Annotated in this window: 18 protein-coding genes, 4 tRNA genes, 1 rRNA gene and 1 other RNA gene; 14 read left to right on the top strand and 10 right to left on the bottom strand. The window is 50.2% G+C overall.

Translation table 11 applies throughout. The annotated features are described in order from the left end of the window. The first annotated feature begins 600 nt into the window (after positions 1–600). From HMPREF1141_RS02085 to HMPREF1141_RS02045, 10 genes are all read left to right on the top strand, one after another. The gene (locus tag HMPREF1141_RS02085; protein WP_009060620.1) at positions 601–1,479 is read left to right on the top strand and encodes a hypothetical protein; all 879 of its coding nucleotides are present in this window, start codon (positions 601–603) and stop codon (positions 1,477–1,479) included. A 252-nt stretch (positions 1,480–1,731) separates the two neighbouring features. Next, entirely contained in the window at positions 1,732–2,766 is a 1,035-nt protein-coding gene (locus tag HMPREF1141_RS02080; RefSeq protein WP_009060515.1) for a sugar phosphate nucleotidyltransferase, read from the top strand. A 73-nt stretch (positions 2,767–2,839) separates the two neighbouring features. Next, entirely contained in the window at positions 2,840–3,799 is a 960-nt protein-coding gene (locus HMPREF1141_RS02075) for a ribose-phosphate pyrophosphokinase (protein ID WP_009060614.1), read from the top strand. Positions 3,800–4,140: 341 nt separating this feature from the next. Then, entirely contained in the window at positions 4,141–4,752 is a 612-nt protein-coding gene (pth, locus tag HMPREF1141_RS02070) for an aminoacyl-tRNA hydrolase (protein ID WP_009060638.1), read from the top strand. A 108-nt stretch (positions 4,753–4,860) separates the two neighbouring features. After that, complete coding sequence (gene mfd / locus HMPREF1141_RS02065) at positions 4,861–8,322, top strand: transcription-repair coupling factor (protein WP_009060749.1); 3,462 nt, start codon at positions 4,861–4,863, stop codon at positions 8,320–8,322. 195 nt (positions 8,323–8,517) lie between these two features. Beyond that, the gene (locus tag HMPREF1141_RS02060; protein ID WP_009060593.1) at positions 8,518–9,588 is read left to right on the top strand and encodes a hypothetical protein; all 1,071 of its coding nucleotides are present in this window, start codon (positions 8,518–8,520) and stop codon (positions 9,586–9,588) included. Positions 9,589–10,538: 950 nt separating this feature from the next. Further along, the gene (locus HMPREF1141_RS02055) at positions 10,539–10,856 is read left to right on the top strand and encodes a DUF1292 domain-containing protein (protein ID WP_009060691.1); all 318 of its coding nucleotides are present in this window, start codon (positions 10,539–10,541) and stop codon (positions 10,854–10,856) included. A gap of 65 nt (positions 10,857–10,921) precedes the next feature. Beyond that, positions 10,922–11,112: non-coding RNA, 6S RNA (ssrS, locus tag HMPREF1141_RS17025), on the top strand. A gap of 84 nt (positions 11,113–11,196) precedes the next feature. After that, positions 11,197–11,577 (top strand): TSUP family transporter, encoded by a 381-nt coding sequence (locus tag HMPREF1141_RS02050; RefSeq protein WP_275051700.1) that lies wholly within the window; start codon positions 11,197–11,199, stop codon positions 11,575–11,577. After that, positions 11,577–11,999, top strand: a complete 423-nt coding sequence (locus HMPREF1141_RS02045; RefSeq protein ID WP_009060693.1) for a TSUP family transporter — start codon at positions 11,577–11,579, stop codon at positions 11,997–11,999. The genes HMPREF1141_RS02050 and HMPREF1141_RS02045 overlap by 1 nt, the downstream gene beginning before the upstream one ends. Before the next feature lie 175 nt (positions 12,000–12,174). Here HMPREF1141_RS02045 and HMPREF1141_RS02040 read toward each other — a convergent pair whose 3' ends face one another. The 4 genes from HMPREF1141_RS02040 to HMPREF1141_RS02030 form a co-directional block, all read right to left on the bottom strand. After that, positions 12,175–12,456, bottom strand: coding sequence for a DUF6809 family protein (locus HMPREF1141_RS02040; protein WP_009060697.1), 282 nt, complete (start codon positions 12,454–12,456; stop codon positions 12,175–12,177). 547 nt (positions 12,457–13,003) lie between these two features. Then, positions 13,004–13,171: a ribbon-helix-helix domain-containing protein gene (locus HMPREF1141_RS17450; protein WP_009060616.1), complete on the bottom strand. Its 168-nt coding sequence runs from the start codon at positions 13,169–13,171 to the stop codon at positions 13,004–13,006. An 866-nt stretch (positions 13,172–14,037) separates the two neighbouring features. After that, positions 14,038–14,877, bottom strand: a complete 840-nt coding sequence (locus HMPREF1141_RS02035; protein WP_009060543.1) for a carbon-nitrogen hydrolase family protein — start codon at positions 14,875–14,877, stop codon at positions 14,038–14,040. An 18-nt stretch (positions 14,878–14,895) separates the two neighbouring features. Continuing rightward, positions 14,896–15,303, bottom strand: coding sequence for a transcriptional repressor (locus tag HMPREF1141_RS02030; RefSeq protein WP_009060745.1), 408 nt, complete (start codon positions 15,301–15,303; stop codon positions 14,896–14,898). Positions 15,304–15,472: 169 nt separating this feature from the next. On the opposite strand from HMPREF1141_RS02030, the gene sigK reads away from it, so the two are divergent. After that, positions 15,473–16,159, top strand: a complete 687-nt coding sequence (sigK, locus tag HMPREF1141_RS02025) for an RNA polymerase sporulation sigma factor SigK (RefSeq protein WP_009060552.1) — start codon at positions 15,473–15,475, stop codon at positions 16,157–16,159. A gap of 522 nt (positions 16,160–16,681) precedes the next feature. Here sigK and HMPREF1141_RS02015 read toward each other — a convergent pair. Next, the gene (locus HMPREF1141_RS02015) at positions 16,682–17,245 is read right to left on the bottom strand and encodes a hypothetical protein (protein WP_035316404.1); all 564 of its coding nucleotides are present in this window, start codon (positions 17,243–17,245) and stop codon (positions 16,682–16,684) included. A gap of 734 nt (positions 17,246–17,979) precedes the next feature. Between HMPREF1141_RS02015 and HMPREF1141_RS02010 the strand changes: the two genes are divergently transcribed. The 3 genes from HMPREF1141_RS02010 to HMPREF1141_RS02000 are packed head-to-tail and all read left to right on the top strand — an operon-like array spanning position 17,980 to position 19,328. Continuing rightward, positions 17,980–18,372, top strand: coding sequence for a PadR family transcriptional regulator (locus HMPREF1141_RS02010; protein ID WP_009060668.1), 393 nt, complete (start codon positions 17,980–17,982; stop codon positions 18,370–18,372). A gap of 3 nt (positions 18,373–18,375) precedes the next feature. After that, positions 18,376–18,771: a hypothetical protein gene (locus HMPREF1141_RS02005; RefSeq protein WP_009060530.1), complete on the top strand. Its 396-nt coding sequence runs from the start codon at positions 18,376–18,378 to the stop codon at positions 18,769–18,771. A 47-nt stretch (positions 18,772–18,818) separates the two neighbouring features. Next, entirely contained in the window at positions 18,819–19,328 is a 510-nt protein-coding gene (locus tag HMPREF1141_RS02000) for a hypothetical protein (RefSeq protein ID WP_009060737.1), read from the top strand. 124 nt (positions 19,329–19,452) lie between these two features. On the opposite strand, the gene HMPREF1141_RS01995 is transcribed toward HMPREF1141_RS02000, so the two are convergent. From HMPREF1141_RS01995 to HMPREF1141_RS01975, 5 genes are all read right to left on the bottom strand, one after another. Further along, positions 19,453–19,529: transfer RNA gene (locus HMPREF1141_RS01995), tRNA-Ile, on the bottom strand. A 72-nt stretch (positions 19,530–19,601) separates the two neighbouring features. Continuing rightward, positions 19,602–19,677 (bottom strand) — tRNA-Asn (locus tag HMPREF1141_RS01990). A 7-nt stretch (positions 19,678–19,684) separates the two neighbouring features. Next, positions 19,685–19,801, bottom strand: a 5S ribosomal RNA gene (gene rrf / locus HMPREF1141_RS01985). Between the two features lie 86 nt (positions 19,802–19,887). Continuing rightward, positions 19,888–19,962 (bottom strand) — tRNA-Glu (locus tag HMPREF1141_RS01980). A 66-nt stretch (positions 19,963–20,028) separates the two neighbouring features. Next, positions 20,029–20,104, bottom strand: a tRNA-Lys gene (locus tag HMPREF1141_RS01975). Between the last annotated feature and the right edge of the window lie 177 nt (positions 20,105–20,281).

The raw sequence follows: 20,281 nt of genomic DNA, 5'->3' as shown, positions 1-20,281 counted from the left end.
AATTATCAATAATTACAAGTTCCCCTCCATTACGCACTGTGCGGTCACACTTTTTCTGTAGGTTTCTCATTAAATGAGAAAAAAGTGATCGAATCTATTGCAGGCGAACAGAACCGTATGGTATAATTTGGAAACTAAATACCCGAATAAAGCTCGGTACAAGAACAAGAAAGAGAATTCCCCGCTCTTTCTGTAGTAATACGGGGCCACCGTCTTCATCCACAACGGATTCGGAAACCGTACAGTGAAATCCTGCAACCGGTCCCCACTTTTCGTGCCCCTATTGGAGTACCGATTGCAGCAATATTTGCTTACAGTTGTTTTTCAGGACGCTTGTGACGTGAAAAAATTTTCGTTTCACTGCGTCCTTTTTTTGTTTTCAGCGGGCAAAAAACACCCGACCCGCTGACTTACCTATCACAGAAGCAATTCATTCGCTGCAAATTGATTTTTATGAAAGGAGGCTCGCACAGCGGTATCTTACATACGGCGGCCTTTCAAATCTCTTTGATTCGCTGAACAGCAGCCTGTACGCCGCAAAAATTCCGGCAGATGGATTGTACTGAAATAAACAATAGAAAAATAAGAGGTGGAATCTACATGAAAAAAAGAATTTTAACAGCATTTTTAGCAACTGCCATGGCGGTAAGCGTTTCTACAACCGCATTCGCAGCAACGGCTGTACCGGGTTATGTCGGCGGATTTTTGGGTACAGACAGCGTCAAACAGACCAATTATGAATACGGTACTTTTTCAGCCTCTTCCGTAACCGCTCAGAAAACGGAGACTCTGCCGTTTGTGGAAGCGGTTCCTCAAATGACCGGTGAAGGCGACCTCATTTTTGTTGATGTTGTCAAGCAGAAGGAAATCTCTTACGCCGCTGTTCCTGTCGGAGCCGTTCTTTCGGTTGCTCCTGCTGCAGGATATCAGTTTGCAGGGTCTACCCACACAACCGTGAATTATTTCGCCAAGAACAGCGGCGGTGCTTTTGCAGAGGAACAGGATTCCATTTCTCTGCAGAACGGCGGAACTTCCTATACGATTCCGGCCGCATCCGCTGGAAAACTGATCGCTATTCAGACCAGCGTGGTAAACTCCAGGGGTGAAAATCCCGAAACCTTCTACGCTTATTTCTATGTTGATTCCTCCGCTCCCGCTTCGTCCTCTCAGGTGACCGGCACAACCCAGCCCACCACCACACCGGTTGTGGCCCCTGCTGCGACTGGTACCTACAAGAGCGATACCGGCAAGCACCTGAACATAAAAGCCAACGGCGTTTACCAGTTCAAGATCACTTCTCTCAACGGCAAGCAGCCCACCTTTAACGTGGCGGGCAGCTCTTTTAAAGTCACTTTTAACGGCAAGCGCGGCAACGACTATCTGTACCTGGTAAAGGCGGTCGGAAAAGCCGGCCAGTATGGCGGCGTATACATCAACGGCGAAAAGACTGCCAGCACCACCATTTCCATCGTGAAATAATTGTATTGCTAAAATGAAATATTGGAGGAATTTCATCTGCCCGAAACAGCGGAATTCCTCTCTGTGAAATCTGCACTTTGCTTTAAAAGAAGTAAAGTGCAGATTTTCTCTAAAAAGAGAATAGAAATCGTCTTTTTTCTAACGCAATAGAAACAATCTTTTAACAAAACAACAAAATAGGTCTTGAAAAATTTTGATGATATGCGATAATAATACCGTATGATTATTTGCGAAACTGACGGAGGATTCACTATGGAAAACTGTGCCATTATCCTTGCGGCGGGTGAGGGAAAGCGGATGAAGTCCCAAGGGCCCAAGGTATTGTGTCAGGTTTTGTTCAAACCCATGCTCGAGTGGGTGATCGACGCTGTGGAAGGCGCCGGAGTTTCAAACGTATGCGTCGTAACCGGGCACCTGCACAGCGAAGTGGAATCCTTTTTGGATGGCTTAGCCAAAACAAAGCAGCGTACTGCTCCTTTTGAGCATGTGTTTCAGGCGGAGCAGAAAGGTACCGCGCACGCCGTTATGATGGCGGAGCAGTTCCTGCGCAGCCACAGCGGCGCAAACGTACTGATTTTGAGCGGCGACGCGCCGTTTCTTGACCCCGAAACCATCCGCTCTGCTCTGGCGGAGCATATGGAACAAGGACAGGCCGTTACGGTGATTTCCGCAGAGCCGGCCGACCCGTTCGGGTACGGGCGCATCGTGCGCGACAGCAAAACGGGTGCTTTACGGGCCATTGTAGAAGAAAAAGAAGCCGACGCGCCGACAAAGCGGATTCGGGAGATCAACTCGGGGGCTTACTGGTTCCGGGTAGACAGTCTGCTTTCGGTGCTGCACGATATCCAAAATAAAAACAGCACGGGCGAGTATTACCTGCCCGATGCGATACGGCTGCTCCTTTCGCGTGACCAGCGCGCCGGCGCATTTTTAACCGGTGACAGCAATGTCGTGCTGGGCGCGAATGACCGAAAACAGCTTTCTGAACTGAACTCGATCGCCAAACAGAATGTTTTACTGCGTTTGATGGCTGATGGAGTCGATATTCCCTGCCCGGACGGCATTCTCATCGGGCCCGACGTAACCGTGGGACCCGATACCAAAATTCTGCCCGGCAGCATTTTGACCGGCCGCACCTGCATCGGCGCGGGCTGCATCATCGGCCCCAACGCTCTGCTGGAGGACACCACCGCCGGAGACCGCTGCGTGCTGCAAAATGTGCAGTGCCGCGGCATTACCCTGAAAGACGAACAAACGCCTGACCCATTCACCACTCTGCGCGCCTAAAGCGCGTACTGATACACTAACGTCTATAAACCGCCGCCGTTTGGCGGCCAAACTGTTTAGGGGGATTTTTTCAATGAATTTTCATGGTAAGGATATCAAGATTTTCGCGGCGAACGCAAGCCCGCAAGTCGCCCGGCAAATTGCAGATTGCCTTAGCCTGCCCATGGGGAAATCAGAGGTTTCTACCTTTAGCGACGGGGAAATTGCCATGTCGTTGTTTGAATCTGTTCGCGGCTCGGACTGTTTTATTGTGCAGTCGACCTGCGCGCCGGTAAACAACAACATCATGGAGCTGCTCATCATGATCGACGCGATGAAGCGTGCTTCGGCCGCCCGTATCACCGCGGTTATTCCGTACTTCGGCTATGCCCGCCAGGACCGTAAGGCCAAGGCCCGCGACCCGATTTCTGCAAAGCTGGTGGCTGATCTGATCACCACCGCCGGAGCCGACCGGATCCTTACCATGGATCTGCACGCACCTCAGATTCAGGGCTTCTTCAACATTCCCGTGGATCACCTGCTGGGCGCTCCGATTCTCTCTTCTTTCCTGAAAGACAGAGTGGGCAACAACAGCGATGATTATGTCGTGGTTTCCCCCGACCTCGGCTCTGTTACCCGTGCCCGCAATTTTGCCGCCCGCATCGGCAGCCCGCTTGCGATTATTGACAAGCGCCGCCAGAAAGCCAATGTATCCGAAGTCATGAACATCATCGGCGACGTTCGCGGCAAAAAAGTCATTTTGGTGGACGACATGATCGATACTGCCGGCACTCTGTGCAACGCCGCCACCGCTCTGGTGGAAGTCGGCGGAGCGATCGAAGTGACCGCCTGCGCAACACACGGCGTGCTTTCCGGCCCTGCGGTGGAGCGCATCAAGAACAGCTGTATTTCGGAACTGATTCTGCTGGATACCGTTCCGGTACCGGAAGAGAAGCGTCTGCCGAACTTTACGATTCTGCCGGTGGCTCCTCTGTTTGCAGAAGCCATCGAGCGCATTTACGAAGACAAGCCGGTTTCCCCCATGTTTGTGTGATTCTGCACAAACGGAATGCCGGATGCGGGGCAGGGGGTACCTCTGCCCCGTTTTTGATACAAAGCAGATTCAGGCGGGACGGAATTTTTTCCGTCCCGCCGAGCCTGAATCTGCAGGCCGCTGAAACTGTAAGGCGATAAACACGGCAGAGACAGAAACCTCCTTGTTTGGACGCGACTGACCTTTGCGGAGCGAAACCGCCCTGCGGGCATACAGCGGCGCAGAAAGCAAAATGGTTCGATTATATTACGGTTGCACTACTTTTCGGCGGTCTGGCGGGGCGGAATCTTTCCGCCCCGCCATAAGCCTTTTCCAGAATTTCTTCCAGCAGAGGTGTCATCATGCTTAAATCGATCTTTTCCCGGCCCGCGGTCATTCCCGGCCCCGTACAGGCAATCATTGTCGGCCTTGGCAACCCCGGGCGGCAGTACGAGCAGACCCGGCATAACACCGGCTTTATGGTGCTGGATCGCCTGGCCCAAACGCTGGGCGTGAAAATCGACCGCCTGAAATTCAAGGGTCTGTGCGCAGAAGCGACGTTCGGCGGAAAAAAGGTGCTGCTTTTGAAGCCCTCCACCTTTATGAACCTGAGCGGACAAAGCGTGATCGAGGCCATGCGCTTTTATAAGCTTCCCCCTGAGCAGGTGATCATCGTATTCGACGATATTTCGCTCGCGCCGGGCCACCTGCGCATTCGCCGCAAGGGCAGCGACGGCGGGCAGAACGGAATGAAGAATATCATCTACCTTTCGGGCAGCGACGCGTTCCCGCGCGTGAAAATGGGCATCGGCGCCAAGCCGAACCCCGAGTGGAACTTGGCGGACTGGGTGCTTTCCACCTTTTCTGCGCAGGAGGCGAAAAACCTGAGCGAGGCCATCGACCACGCGATCCATGCACTCGAACTGATGGTGCAGGGAAAAACCGATGAGGCCATGAACCGGTTTAATTCCTAAAACCGTTCGCTCCGCCGCAAAATCCGACCGACTTTTCCTGTTTGGTTTCGTATTCTGAATAAGGAAGCGAATCCGGATGATCTTTTTCCGTAATGCAAGGAGCTTTCCATGAAATTTCTCACCACCGCCGTCAGCGCGCTGAAGGAATTCTCCGCGCTGGATCAGGCTGTAAAATCCAAGTCCCTCCCGGCAGCCGTCACAGGGCTTTCGGGGATCCACAAGGCCAATATCATCTATTCGCTCTGCGCCCTGAACGGACGCAGAGCCTTTGTTGCTGCCTCCGAAGAATCGGAGGCGCAGCGCCTTTTCGATGACCTGACCGCCATGGGCATGCGCCCCGCGCTGTATCCCCTGCGCGATTTCAACTTCCGCGATACACAGGGCAGCTCGCACGAATACGAGCATCAGCGTTTGCACGCGCTCTCGTGCTACCTGACCGGCGGCTGCGACTGCGTGATCTTCTGCATGGATGCCGCCCTCCAGTATACACTGCCGCCCGAAGAGCTGCGGCGGCGCACCGTTACGCTGCGCACCGCCCAGCAGATCACGCCGGATGCGGTCGTGAGCATTCTGGTCTCGTGCGGATATGAGCGCGCTGACCAAATCGAGGGTACCGGTCAGTTTGCGCTGCGCGGCGGCATTCTCGACTTTTTCACGCCCGACGCGGAACATCCTGTGCGCGTGGAATTCTGGGGCGACGAGATCGACACGCTGTCGTTCTTTGACCGTGAAACGCAGCGCCGCACCTCCTCCATTGACGAGATCACGATCGCCCCTTCGGTAGAAGCGCTGATCGAACATCCGGCCATGCTGGCGGAAAAAATCCGACGCCACGCCGCTACTTTGCGCGGAAAAACAGCGGCCGCCGCCCGCGAGATTCTGGAGGCCGAGGCCGACAAGCTCTCTGCCGGGGCCATGCTGGGCTGCGCGGATAAATTTATTCCCTTTCTTTATGACAAGCCTGCCACCGTATTTGATTATGCGGACGAAAACACCCTGCTGTTTGTTTCAGAGCCGGTCAAAAACAAGGAAAAGGTCCGCACTTCGCTATGGCAGTGGGGCGAGGATTTAAAGGACTACCTTTCCCACGGCATTTTGTGCCGTGGGCTCGACACCTACAGCGAAGACTGGCAGTACGCGCTGGAACAATTTCTTTCGCTCGGCGCGATCTATCTGGATGCTTTTGCGCGCGGCAGCTACGAAACCCCGGTACGCGTGCTGGAAAATATGAACGTGCGCCAGAATTCGGTGTGGAGCGGCAGCATGCAGCTTTTGACCGAGGACGTGCAGGCGATGCTGCACAACCACTGGTGCTGCGTGGTTCTGGCCGGAAGTGAACGCGCGGCGCAAAACACCGCCGCCGACCTGCAGAATCAGGGCGTGAATGCCGTGTATCTTGCCGATCCGCAGCAGCTTTCGCCCGGGCAGGTCATCGTGACGGAAGGCGGTCTTTCCGCCGGCATGGAATACCCCGGCGCTCATTTTGGGCTCATCACCCACGGGCGTCTGCTCTCTCAGCGCAAACAGAGCCGCAGCAAGCGCTCGAAAAACAGCCAGGAGATCTACAGCCTTTCCGACCTGAATCCCGGCGACTATGTGGTACATTCCGCACACGGTATCGGCGTGTTCGAGGGCATCCACAAAATCAGCATGCAGGGCATCGTCAAGGACTACCTCAAGCTGCGCTACGCCAAAAACGACACGCTGTATGTGCCGGTAACGCAGCTCGATCTGGTATCGAAATACATCGGCCCGCGGGAGGACGCACAGGTGCGCCTGCACCGTTTGGGCGGCTCCGACTGGCAGAAGACCAAGGCGCGTGTCCGCTCCGCCGTGAAGGACATGGCCAAGGAGCTGATCAAGCTCTACGCACAGCGCATGAACGCCAGGGGCCACGCGTTCGCCGCGGATACGGAATGGCAGCACGACTTTGAATCTCACTTTGAATTTGAGGAGACAGAGGATCAGCTGCGCTGTATTGAAGAAATCAAGGTCGACATGGAACGGGAATCCCCCATGGACCGCCTGCTGTGCGGCGACGTGGGCTTCGGCAAAACGGAGGTGGCCCTGCGCGCCGCGTTCAAGTGCGTCAGCGACTCCAAACAGTGCGCCATGCTGGTACCCACTACAATCCTTGCGTGGCAGCATTATCAAACGATCATCAAGAGGATGGAGGGTTTCCCCGTACGGGTAGAGCTTCTGTCCCGCTTCCGCTCGCCCAAACAGCAGGAAGAGATTTTAAGCCGTCTCAAACGCGGCGAGGTGGATTTTGTGGTGGGCACACACCGGCTGGTATCGAAGGACGTGCGCTTCCGCGATCTGGGGCTGGTCATCATCGACGAGGAGCAGCGCTTCGGTGTGGCTCAGAAAGAAAAGCTCAAGGAGCTTTGCAAGAACGTGGATGTGCTGACGCTCTCCGCGACTCCCATCCCCCGCACGCTGAACATGGCGCTTTCGGGCATCCGCGATATGTCTGTGATTGAGGAGGCCCCGCATGACCGCCACCCGGTGCAGACGTATGTGCTCGAGCACGACAACGGCATTCTGGCGGACGCCATCCGCCGTGAGCTGCGGCGCGGCGGTCAGGTATATTACCTGCACAACGACATCGGCACCATCGACCGTGTCAGCGCCACGCTGCAGACCCTGATTCCCGAAGCGCGCATCGGTATCGGTCACGGAAAGATGAATGAAAACGAGCTTTCCGAGGTCTGGCGCCGTCTGGTCGATCAGGAAATCGACGTACTGGTCTGCACCACGATCATTGAAACCGGCGTGGATGTGCCGAACGCGAACACACTTATTATCGACAATGCCGACCGCATGGGCCTTTCGCAGCTGCACCAGCTGCGTGGGCGCGTGGGGCGTTCGTCGCGCCGCGCCTATGCTTACCTGACCTTTACCCGGAATAAGGTGCTTTCCGAAATTGCACAGAAGCGCCTTTCGGCCATCCGCGAGTTCACCGAGTTCGGTTCCGGCTTTAAAATCGCGATGCGCGATCTTGAGATCCGCGGCGCGGGTAACATCCTCGGCGGCGAGCAGCACGGCCATATGGAAGCCGTCGGCTACGACCTGTATTTAAAGCTGCTTGGGGAAGCCGTAAGCCAGGAAAAGGGCGAAGCGCCGCCTCCGGGAGAATGTTTGGTGGATTTGCAGATCGAGGCGCATATTCCGGAGGAATATATCGAAAACTTAAACCAAAGGCTGGAAATCTACCGCCGCATCGCGGATATTCGCGGCGACGACGACGCAAGCGACGTGCTCGACGAGCTGATCGACCGTTTTGGCGAGCCGCCGATCTCTGTTCGCGGATTGATCGATGTAGCGCTGCTGCGCAACACGGCGGCCTCTCTGGGCGTGTACGAGATCAAGCAGCAGGGCCCAACGCTGTTGCTGTTTGTGGAGCATGTGGATATGAAACGCATTTCCTCCATGATCAGCGCCCTGCGCTCGCGCGTAATGCTCAGTGCGGGCTCGAAGCCGTATATCAGCGTCCGCGAGGCCAAGGGAGCGTCTCCGCTCGAAACCCTGCGGGAAGCTCTTCGCGCCATGCAGGACACAAAGGACTGATGTTCCAGCTGGATGAGATTTCCATCAATGACTGGACAAAGGCTTTTTCTGCGTGTATAGTTTATAGTAATATCACTTTAAGATGCCCTAAAATGGAAGATTTTTCTTCTTTTCCCTGCTCGCAGCGGAGAAGGAAATCGCTTTTAAAGTGTTATTGATTACAGCCATGAATTTCAAGAAATCGGAGTGTGACGTATGAATTTTCTGAAAAGACTGACGGCATCTCTTCTTTGCGTTGCGATGCTGACAGGCATGACGGCCTGCTCGGGACCGGACAAGACCTGGGCAGCCAAAACAAATGAGAAAACCCTCCCCATCGGCGTATATATCTATTATGAATATCTGGCCTACCAGAACGCTTCCACCAAGGTGGAGGATTCCACAAAGCCGGTTCTGGAGCAGAAGATCGAAGATACCGACGCAACCCAGTGGATCAAGAAGAAAGCGCTGGATTACACCAAGCTGCTGTTCGTCATTGATAATAAGATGAAAGAGCTGAAGCTTTCATTGACCGACGCGGAAACCAAAGAGATTGACAGCACGGCGACCAGCCAGTGGTCCTCTTACAAAGACACGCTGGAGGGCTACGGCATCTCGAAGGAATCCTTCTCGATGGCCACTGCGGAATTCAACACAAAATCTTCCAAGGTATTCGAGGCGATCTATGGAGCGAAAGGCTCCAAGGCTGTCAGCGATGCCGACCTGAAGACGTATTTTGAAAAGAATTATACCGATTTTTCCTATGTGATGATCCCGCTGTACAACCCCACCACGTATGCCGCGCTGGATGAAAAGACCGAGAAGGAGTACAAGCAGTTCCTCGACGATCAGGCCGCGGCTCTGAACAAGGGCAGCACCACCTTCGACGCGGTTTCCACCGCGGTGCAGAAGAAGCTGAGCCTCGACTACGCTCCCTCCCAGAACGTAACAACGCTGCTCAACGAGGAATCCGGCTATCCCACCGATCTGATTTCCCTGATTAACGGCATGAAGGCCGGCGAAGCCAAAACCATTACGCTTTCCACCGTGAGCGCCGCGCTGCTCGTCGTGAAAAACGACGTGACGAAAAAGACTGCAACACAGATTTCGAACGCGAGCACCCGTTCCGAAGTCCTGGGTAACATGAAGCATCAGGAATTCGAGGATGAGATGACGAAGCTTGCCGAGGAATCCAAGGATATTACCGTCAACGATAAGGCAATTGATTCGTACCAGCCCACCATGTTCGTTCAGAAAGACACCGGCAGCTCTTCCACCGCCGGCTGATTGATCTGAAATAATAAAAACAGCAACAGGCTTCCCTCCAATGAGGGAAGCCTGTTTTGAAAGCTTTTATCGGAATCGCATCTGCGGGGGACGCTAAAAGAACAAACTGCTTTTAAAAAAATCTGGGCATTAAAAAACTCCAGTAATTCAGAAGGGCTGTGACGGAATCGTCACAGCCCTCTTATGGCAAACTATAAAAATTCTATTTCGCTTTGCACCGCTACGATTTCAAACGCATTGGTCCGAATCTTATCACACCAACAAATACGTCGTACTGCAATACCTTCAGTTCTATTGGGAATCACTTTCCGTTAACTACATGCCCTGTAACAATTATTTCTGGAATAAAACCCTTTAAAGAAAGGTACCCTAAGGGAACATTGGAAACACATTACCCACTACTGAAAGGTTTTTCGGGAGCCAAATATGGAACACGGGAGCACTTCCACGTGATTCCCAGGGGCCATCCCGCCGGATCGGTTCCAAGCACTTGATAACCGAATTCGCGGTGACTGACGTTACCTGATATTTAGGACTCAACCCTTTCTGTTTGAATGATGCGCACGAACTTTGCATCCCAGGCAGTCTAAGCCCAACAGACCGACCGGCTGGTGCTGCGTTTCTTCTTGTACCATTGGACTCACCCCTTTCAAACGAATGTTGATCCCAGGCGTCACTTCCATAAAGCCCCTTATGCAGCCATTTTTGTGGCGGCACCTGAAGCTTTTTATCAGAACAAAACCGCCGAAGCTGTTTTTTCTGATCCGCCTGCTACCAATATCCTTTCCCTTTGCAACTATATTATACCATTTATTCAGTAAATGTCAATAGTTTTTTCTCTTTTTTCGTACAAATTATGTTGTTTTTATTTCAAAGAAATTTTTTATTGACTTCGCCATGGAACAACGGTACAATAATGATACCTTTTAACAGAATAAGGAGATGACAATATGAACGAAGAATTCGGCCCAGATGTTCTGACTCTGGTGGATGACGAAGGAAACGAGCATGAATTTGAAGTGCTGGACGTAATCGACAACGAAGACGGCTGCTTCTATGCTCTGCTACCCACCTTTGAAAACCCGCAGGACAGCGTGGAATCTGAAGGCACTTACTATATTTTCGAAGCAATCGAACAAGACGGCGAGCAGCAGCTGGCCGAAGTGGAGGACGAGGAACTGTTGGATAAGCTGGCAGAGCTCTTTGAAAGCCGCTTCGACGAGCTGTATGACGAAGAGGAAGATATTTCTGACGAAAGCGACGAATAATTTCTTTAATAGAATTATTTTTCGTGATTTTCTGTTATACTAATGCTTGCAGGAACAAGAAAGTGTTCTTCCTGCCTGGTGCGTGGACCGATGCAAATTAACCCTACAATGTTTGAATCGGGAGCCCGGCTCCGGCGGCGGATTGCAGACCTCCCGGCCTTTGGCCGGAAGAAGGGAGCATGAAAGCGTTGGGAGGGCACCCACCTGCTGTTGAGTAGCAGGTTTTTTTCGCTCGTTACGGCCAGGCGGGCCATTTATAACAAGAATCAGCCCTTGCAGCATTTTTGCTGCAGGGGCGTTTTTGTTTTAGATACCGGATTCTGCGTGTTTTTCACTCCTTTTGGGACAGAATAAGCCGCAAAGGAGTGTCGGTATGAAACGAACCTTTCGCGTGCTGGGCGGCTTTCTGGCGGGCGTGGCAAACGGCCTTCTGGGTGCGGGCGGCGGCATGGTGATCGTGCCCATGCTGAGAAAATCGGGCCTGCCTGTCGTAAAAAGCCACGCAACCTCCGTCGCGGTGATTTTGCCGATCTGCGTCTTGAGCGCCGGGTTGTACTTATTTCGCGGCAGCGTGACGATCGGGCAGTCTCTGCCGTATCTGCCCTGGATGCTGGCCGGCTCTGTCATCGGCTCGTGGGCGCTGCCCCGGCTGAACAGAATGCTGCTGCGCCGCCTGTTCGGCGCGCTGATGCTGTGGGCCGCATGGAGGATGCTGTTCTGATGGAATGGATATGGATGGCCTTGGCCGGGTTGATTTCGGGCATTCTGGGCTCTATGGGAATGGGCGGCGGCGGCGTGCTCATTATTTATTTAACACTGATTGCCGGACTGGATCAGCGTGCCGCACAGGGAATCAATCTGATTCTGTTTATCCCCTGCGCCGTGCTGGCCCTGTTTTCTTATGTGCGCAAAGGGCTGATCGATTTCCGCACCGCACTGTCGGCAGCGGCGGCGGGCCTTGTCGGCGCGCTGGGCGGCGTTTTTCTTTCGGGCTGGCTGGACGTTGTCTGGCTGCGGCGGATTTTCGGTGTGATGCTGCTTTTCATCGGCGTGCGGGAGCTGTTTGCAAAAAAGCCCCCGCCCAGGGAAGAAAAGGAAGAAGAAGAGAAAGAGAAATGCGGCAATCAAAGTGCTGAAAAATAGTCTTTCTTTTGTGTTGTCTCTATTGAATCATATTCAGCCGGAACCCCGGTTATGAAAAATCCCTCCCGGACTTGCTCCGGGAGGGATTTTTACGATTTTGGTTACAGGGCGTTCCGCACAGACAAAATTGCCGTTCCGGGCGGAACGTCTTTTATGTTCATCCGTTTTATCCGTTTTAAAACAAATCCTCCATCCCGACAAAGGCTTCGGCCGTCATGGTAAGTCCAAGCCGATAGCCATAAACCAGATTGCCGACTGCCGTGAGCTTGTTTAGTTCTTTCTGGGTCCCCATATAATTTTCAAACAGTCTTTTGTCCTCTTCGTTCAGCCTTGCAAGAAGGTGTTCCTCATTTAGGGACAGTACCCGCATGACCTCTTCGTATTCGGAATCGTACCGGAAAGAGCGTACCTCCGGCGATAGGTTGCCGTAGGCGAATTCTTCTAAAATGCTGGTCATACAATTCATCCTTTCCTTATCGTTTCCAACAGATCCCTTGAAAGGACTGACTGCGCATGTTATACTATTTACGCCGCATGTGCTTTCGGGCATCTGTTGGTTTGGGGGAAGTGGCGGATTACTTTAGTCGGTGGTCGCCGCTTCCTTTCATTTTTGTTCAGGATTACTCAGTTTAGCATATACAACATCAATGCCTTCTCGGATAATCTCTGAACGTGACTTTCCGCTAACCTTACAACAATAGTCAAGCCTTTCCAGTTCTGCTGTCGTCATTTTTGTTTCCACTCGCATTTGTCTGGGGTTATCGGAATGGGGTCTGCCTGCTTTCGGACTCAATTGATCACCTCACTTTTCATCCGTATCTAAAGTGTATTGTTGTATGGATAAAAGTCAATAGGGTCACGATAATGTTTATATGGATCATTTTCAACAGTGCCTTGAAAGGACTGACTGCGCATGTTATACTATTTACGCAGCATGTGCTTTTGGGCATCTGTTGATTGAGGGAAGTGGCGTAAATCCTTACCGACGGAGCGCCGCTTCCTTTTTATTTTTCTTTGAGCGATTTGATCCCGTCCCGAATCGCCTCAGGCCGTTTCTTTCCTGTTCGCTTGCAATAATCATCCAGTATTTTAGCATCATTTTCACTAATACGAATGTCCAGGCGAATTGGCTTTGGTTCATCGGTGGGCCGCCCCATTTTTTTAGTCGGCACACACCCCCTCCTTTCTACCGACAAAAGTATTGTATAGTTTTTACCGACAAAAGTCAAGACTGTTTTGAAAGCGAATGAAAACTTTTTAGCGGAATTTCTTCCGTATATAAATTCTGCTGGCGCAGGGCATGCCCCTCGTGCCGGGGCGGGCACTACCAGGCGAAAGTAAGCAAAGGCTCGCCAAAGGACACCTTTGGAATCCGTTTGGGGAACAAGCCCTGACTGCACCAACAAAAGCCATCTGTAAGGCGCTCCAATGAAAATGCCCACTCTCCTGGCAACAGCAAATCAAAAGCTTAGCGATTCGTCCGTCGGCGGGCAGTTTCAGAGCGCTCTCGTTGGCTCGCAGTTTTTGGAATGCGGCTTCGCCGCATTTTTTTGTTGGCTTGAGAGCACTTTCCGTATCAGCTGCAGACGTGAAAGCTTTCCTTACGCACTCGCCTCACGCGCAGGCTGTGCCTGTGCGTGAAAACAGAACCAGAGCGGGAGCTTCTCTCGGTTTCCAAAGGCAGCGCCTTTGGTCGTTGAGTGGGGGTTCCAAGGGGGAGAGAATCGAAACTCCCCCCTTGGCGAATCTTTGCTTCCTTTCTTTTCGTCAAGAAAGGAAGGGCCCGCCCCGGCCTGAGGGGCAAGCCCTGCGCCAGCAGAATTCACATATGAGAGAAGCACAGAAATGATACGGAAAGAGCACGAAGAATCTCACCTTATACGAGGGTACTCCCTGCGCCAACAGAATTTCTTGTGCGGGAACCGCAAGAAAAACTTGTCCTCAAAATGGATATGAAATCCCACCTTTACAACCAAATATCGAAACAAAAAAACAGATGCCTGAAACAGCATCTGTTTTTCTATCCTCATTTTCATTCTCAGGAACGCGAAATCTCTTCCAGCCGGTAAATGTCCGTGCGGCGGTTCTCCAGCGTCTGCATGCGCGCACGCACACGGTCCAGGTAATCCAGATCGATCTCCGCCATCGTAACGCCCGGCTCTTCCTTTGCACGGGCGATCACCGTGCCCCAGGGGTCTATGACCATACTGCTCCCAAACGCCGTCAGACGGGCATTACGGCCAATCTGGTTAGGGGCAATCATATAGCAGCTGTTCTCGATCGCTCTCGCCCGCAGAAGCGGTTCCCAATGATCCTTGCCGGTGGGCAGGGTAAAATTCGAGGGATTGAATAAAATCTGCGCGCCCCGCTCCGCCATCAGGCGGTAAACCTCCGGAAAGCGCAGGTCGTAGCAGATGGCAAGACCAAACACGCCCAGCTCCGTTTCCACCGTCACGATGCTGTCGCCCGCGGCCACCTCTTCCGATTCCCGCACCGCCTTGCCGGTGGGCAGAATAATATCGAAGGTATGCAGCTTGCGGTATTTCGCCAGCAGCTCGCCCTTTGGGGAAAACAAAAAGCTGGTATTATACACCCGGGAATCCCCCGGAATTTTTTCGGCCCAACTGCCGCCGTGAATATAGACTCCAAGCCGTTTGGCCGCATCCGAAATACGCTGGTACGTTTCCCCCGACTCGTCTTCCGCGAAGTCTGACGCAGGCAGAGAGGCCCCAGCGATCACATTCATATTCTCCGTTAGAACCACCAGGCGGGCGCCGTTTTCAGCGGCCTCTTGAATATAGCCGCAGATCCGGTTCAGATTCTCTTCTTTATCCTCACCGGAACTCAGCTGCACAATGCCGACTTGATATTTTCTCATCCGAACCCTCCTGAAAAATCAGCGTGTTTCGCTCTGTGCTTTCAAGCAGTCCGGGCAGATTCCATAAAACACCAGACTGTGGGAGTGAACCTGCAGTCCGCAGCTGCGCGACATCTGCTGATCGACAGAATCCGGCAGAATCTGGTATTTCAAATCTTTCACGGCTCCACACTGCTCACAGATGAAATGCTCGTGCGGATCGATGATGGCATCAAAGCGCTCCTGCCCGTTTACCACACCGACACTGACAATCTTGCCTTCCTCTTTGAAGCGGGATAGATTGCGGTATACGGTGCCCAGGCTTAAATCCGGGTATTCCAGCTTGAGCTGCTGGTAGATCCATTCTGCAGTGGGATGGGTGTCGGTATTCATCACCACATCCAAAATCGCTTTTCTTTTTCGGCTGAAATTCTGACGTCTCTGCATAAGCACAATCCTTTCAAAAGAAAACGATAATCATTATTTTTCTTATGATTATCATATCATGATATTAGCGGAATGTAAAGATTCCGATTTCTTTTTTATCACGAGGACTTGCAACATACAGGCTGTCGGGCGCATAAAATGCAAAAAACACCGAAAAGAGGGATGTTGCATGTTGCTGTCCTTGCTGCGGGAAGCTATTTCGAATCTGCTGTTCTTTGTGCTGCACGTAACCGGGAACGGATCGTTTCCTCGCCCGCTTTCCGCACAGGAAGAACGCGAATACCTGGAACGATGGAAAAACGGCGACACAAAGGCGCGCAGTAAACTGATTGAGCACAATCTGCGCTTGGTTGCCCACATTATCAAAAAGTACTACTCGAATCTTAACGACCAGGAGGACTTGATCTCTATAGGCACGATCGGGCTCATCAAAGCGATTGACAGCTTTAATAGCGACAAGGGAATCCGGCTGTCAAGCTATGCGGCCCGATGTATCGAAAACGAGGTTTTGATGTTTTTCCGCAGCGGAAAGAAGAGCGCTCAGGACATCTCCCTGAACGAGCCCATCGATACGGATAAGGATGGCAATACGCTGACTCTGATCGACATTATGTCTACGGAAGATAACATTGTTGACAACCTGGACTGCAAAATTAAATCAGAGCAGCTGAAGAAATACATTTGCCAATCCCTCTCCCCGAGAGAGAGGACCATTATCGAGCTGCGCTATGGTTTGAACGGGCAGGCACCGCTAACACAGAGGGAGGTTGCATCTGCGCTGGATATTTCCCGCTCTTATGTATCGCGCATTGAAAAAAAGGCTTTGGGAACCCTGCTCAAGCAATTTGATAAATAAAAAATCCGGTTAGAAAACCACAAATTTTTCCATATTATACCATAATAATCTAACTTAGTAAAGAGAAATATGAATCAATTCTATTTTCGATTTCACTTATTTTCAAACATAACCATGCTCTCTGTTTTGAAAAGGCCCAGGAAAAAGCGCAATCGCTTTTTCCTGGGCCTTTTCTGTTTTGCGGTAAACAAGAGAAAAAACAAAACATTAGAACAACCTTGTGGAAATTGCCATTCCAGCTGCTAAAATAATCATAATAGAAAAAAGGCAAAGAAATTTTTTGTCCTTCCATAGAGCACCGTTTGGTCCATATTTTCTCCTAAGATAATACATATAAACTAATACTAGAACGAATAGAATAATATTAATTACCAATCCCCATGAATTAGAAAAGAACACTCCATGCGGATTTGAAATGAAATAGATTAGTGCCGTAGCCAAAAGCCACAAAATCACAAAAGTAATAAGCTGATACCACTTTTTTCTGCCTATCTGCTCCATAAAGTCACCCATTCTAAGTAATTAATAAAAGAGCTTCCAAGTAACAGGTCCAGGAGTCCATCCAACCGATCCTTGATTATCTGGCCCATAATAATATTTAATGGTTACGTCAACGCCTTTTGCATCCTGACCTTGCAACCAATTATCAAGAACACCGGCTGAAATGGCTAAAGCAACCGCTAAACCAACTCCAGCTCCAACTAGTGCCGCTACAACACCTGTAACTGTCATTGCTGCTGAAGTAAAATAAACATGATATTTCTCCGTATGATAATCCCCAATCTTTGGATTAGATGGGAAACTCATGATTCCTATTGAATTTGAAGATGTAGAAGCATTTAATTTGGAAATCCGCGCCTTCTCCAATTTCAAAAGGTAATTTATTTCATCTTGTGTCATTCCTAAGGCTTTCATCTTTTGGATCAACTCTGCATCTGTCATTTTTTCGTATGCCTTTATGTTCACAACAGTAGATACATTGCCACCTGCAGAATATTGCGCCGCAAAAACCATATTTGCCGTAGGAACTACCAACATTGCACATACACAAATTGTGCTAATGATCTTTTTTATAATCTTTTTCATTTTTGTTCCTCCTTTATAGTCTTCTCTTTTGTAACCAATTGTGAACAATGTTTACTTCGCTAATCGAACCAGTATAGTCTCACTTCAATTCATAAAGAATCGTTTTAAATTAATAAAACCATTCTTTACATAACAGGCTGTTTTCGTTCTGTTTCAATCGTAGGGTCATTATGTACTAAGCCATTGAAATCACCCCCAAATTTTTCCTTCTTTTTATATACCGTTTGACACTCCTGTTTTGTTACAAGTTTCTTGAAAAAAATTCAATTTTTTTTGCTAAACATAAGCAAAGAAGGAATAAATCCGATCGCTTGTGTTGATACAATCGAACCCGTCTATCCATTTTAGAAGGCGGAGTGTCTACATCTGAGGCATAAATCCAATTAATAAAGCTTCATACAGTTTATTCATTATTCATGTGCGCTTTCCTCCCAGAGTCTTTGTCGATCAGCGACATTTCGTTCTCAATTATATTGATAAACTGCAATGTGTGATAAATTTTATTGTTTAGCAGTTCCTGTCCTATTTCTTCTGTCGAAGGCTTTCTGGAAATGAATTGATTGACAGTTAGAAACAACTTTGCATTCCATTCACCGGATATATAAAATCCCCGATATCAAGTTACTTCTTAAGAATAAATATATATTAAAAATATTTTTGATAATTAAACATATTGATTTTGAAATCATTTGGGTTATAATAAAATTATCAATATGATTTAGGAGATTAGTCGCTTGCCTAGAGAAAAGGACACTACAACAAAAAGCGGAACCCCGGCCGGGATGAAGGAATTGCTCAAAAAAGCAACGACAGACATGCTGGTATTATTTTTGCTGCGTCAAAAACCAATGTACACCTATGAAATGATGCAGGAAATCGAAAAGCTCAGTGGCGGAGTTCTCACCTTCAACACGTTATACATTGCGATTTATCGCCTTCAGAAATACGGCTATTTAACAGAATCGGACAAAGTCCTTTCTGAAGATAACCGCATGCGCATTTACTTCTCCATTACAGAAGAAGGAAAAACGTATTTGGATAACATTATTTCGGAATATGCGCTCATTACAAACACGATTGACCATATTCTGTCGATAGAGCGACCATTTTCGAAAGAAGAGAGGTAAACCGTGGGATTAGAAAAAGAGCTGAACCGCTACTATAAGGAAATCAAAAGGCACCTGACGTGCCCTAAAAAAGAGCAGGAAGAGTTCCTGACCGAAGTTCATCATCTGGTTGACGACTTTTTGGGGAATCAGCCGGAGGCTTCCTATGCGGATCTGGTGGAAGCCATTGGGGAGCCCGGCGAGCTTGCGGCCACCATGCTGAAAACCCTGCCGGATCAAACGGTAGTACAAACATACCGCAGAAAGCGAAAAACGCGTACTGGTATCATCATTGGTTTTCTTGTGCTGGTAATCGCCGCACTGTGCTTCATGATCGATTACATAGGACATATGCGATATAACACAGTCATTACGGAAGAAACCACCACGATCATTGAACCTGAAACAACTGTCAGTTAAAGCAGCAGCGAAAGTGAATAAAATTAATTTTTCAGGAGGTTCCAATCATGAAGAAATTATTTTCTAGTCTCTTAGCGGCAGTAATGGCAGTTTCCATCCCCCTTTCCGTCTCTGCACAGGAGGCAAAGCAACCCCTTTCAGCAGAACCCAGGACAGTAATCACCACTGAATATTTAGGAAACGGTATCACCGTAGAGACCAAAACGACTACCGAATCTGTCAATAAAATCTCGAATTTCAAAACTGTAGCAGCTGCCGCTAAAACCTCTTCCCGCAGCTCTACACGTGCAAAAACCTATAAGGACAACGGTAAAACTATAGCTACTGTTACTTTAAAGGCAACCTTCCAGTATAATGGTTCTTCCGCCTGGGTGACCAAGAAAAGCGCCAGCCATACCACCAAAAGCGGCTGGAGCTATGGGAGCGAATCTCTCAGCGCCAGCGGCGATACGGCTTATCTTTCGGCGGTGCTGACACAACGTGCCGGCGGGATCTCTACTGGAACAGTTGACGTTGATATCTCTTTAAGCTGCTCGCCGACTGGACAGATTTCTTGATAAATGATCTCTAACAGTCATTTTAGCTAACGGCAATGATCACTGCGCTGCGCAATTTCAAATAAACTGAAAAGTAAACATAAAAAAGCAGCACCAGACTTTAAAATGTCTGGTGCTGCTTTTTTGGTGGGCCATCAGGGACTCGAACCTTGGACCGACCGGTTATGAGCCGGCTGCTCTAACCAACTGAGCTAATGGCCCCTACGCACTTTCTCTGCAAAGTAGAAAAACGCCGCCGTTATTGACTAGCGGCGGCACTTCTCTGCATTTGCTTGGCTCCCCAAGTTGGACTCGAACCAACGACCCTGCGGTTAACAGCCGCATGCTCTACCGGCTGAGCTATTGAGGAATATCAGTGTTGGCGTCATCCTATTGTCCCGGGCCGTTACCAGCCAAGTATCTTCGGCACTGATGAGCTTAACTTCTGTGTTCGGAATGGGAACAGGTGGACCCTCACCGTCATCGACACCAACTATGTTCCGCAGAGGAGGTTTTCGCCTTCCTGTCGGATATTGTAAAAACAGTTTCCTGTTTCTTACGACTACTTCAAAGATTGTTTTGGTGACCCGTGGGGGAATCGAACCCCCGTTACCGGCGTGAGAGGCCGGTGTCTTAACCGCTTGACCAACGGGCCACATCTCAGCCTTAGCCAGGTGCAGAGGTCAGAGATCCTCTCAAAGACCCCCGCCTGACTTCTTTTTGGTGCACCATCAGGGACTCGAACCCGGGACACCCTGATTAAGAGTCAGGTGCTCTACCAACTGAGCTAATGGTGCTTGCCAAGCGAAAACTTGGAGTTTTCACTGCCTTTCGGCAGATGTGCTCGCAGCCCTTCGCCAATCTTTTCGTACCCTTCGGGCACTGAAAACTGAATAAAGAAGAAACAGAAGAAAGCGATTTGAGCAAGGCCCAACCAAGAATTTATGGTCAAGCCCTCGACCGATTAGTACTGC

The sequence above is a fragment of the Clostridium sp. MSTE9 genome, from assembly GCF_000277625.1.
Lineage (GTDB): Bacteria > Bacillota > Clostridia > Oscillospirales > Acutalibacteraceae > Faecalispora > Faecalispora jeddahensis.
This window is presented reverse-complemented; position numbering and strand designations above follow the sequence as displayed.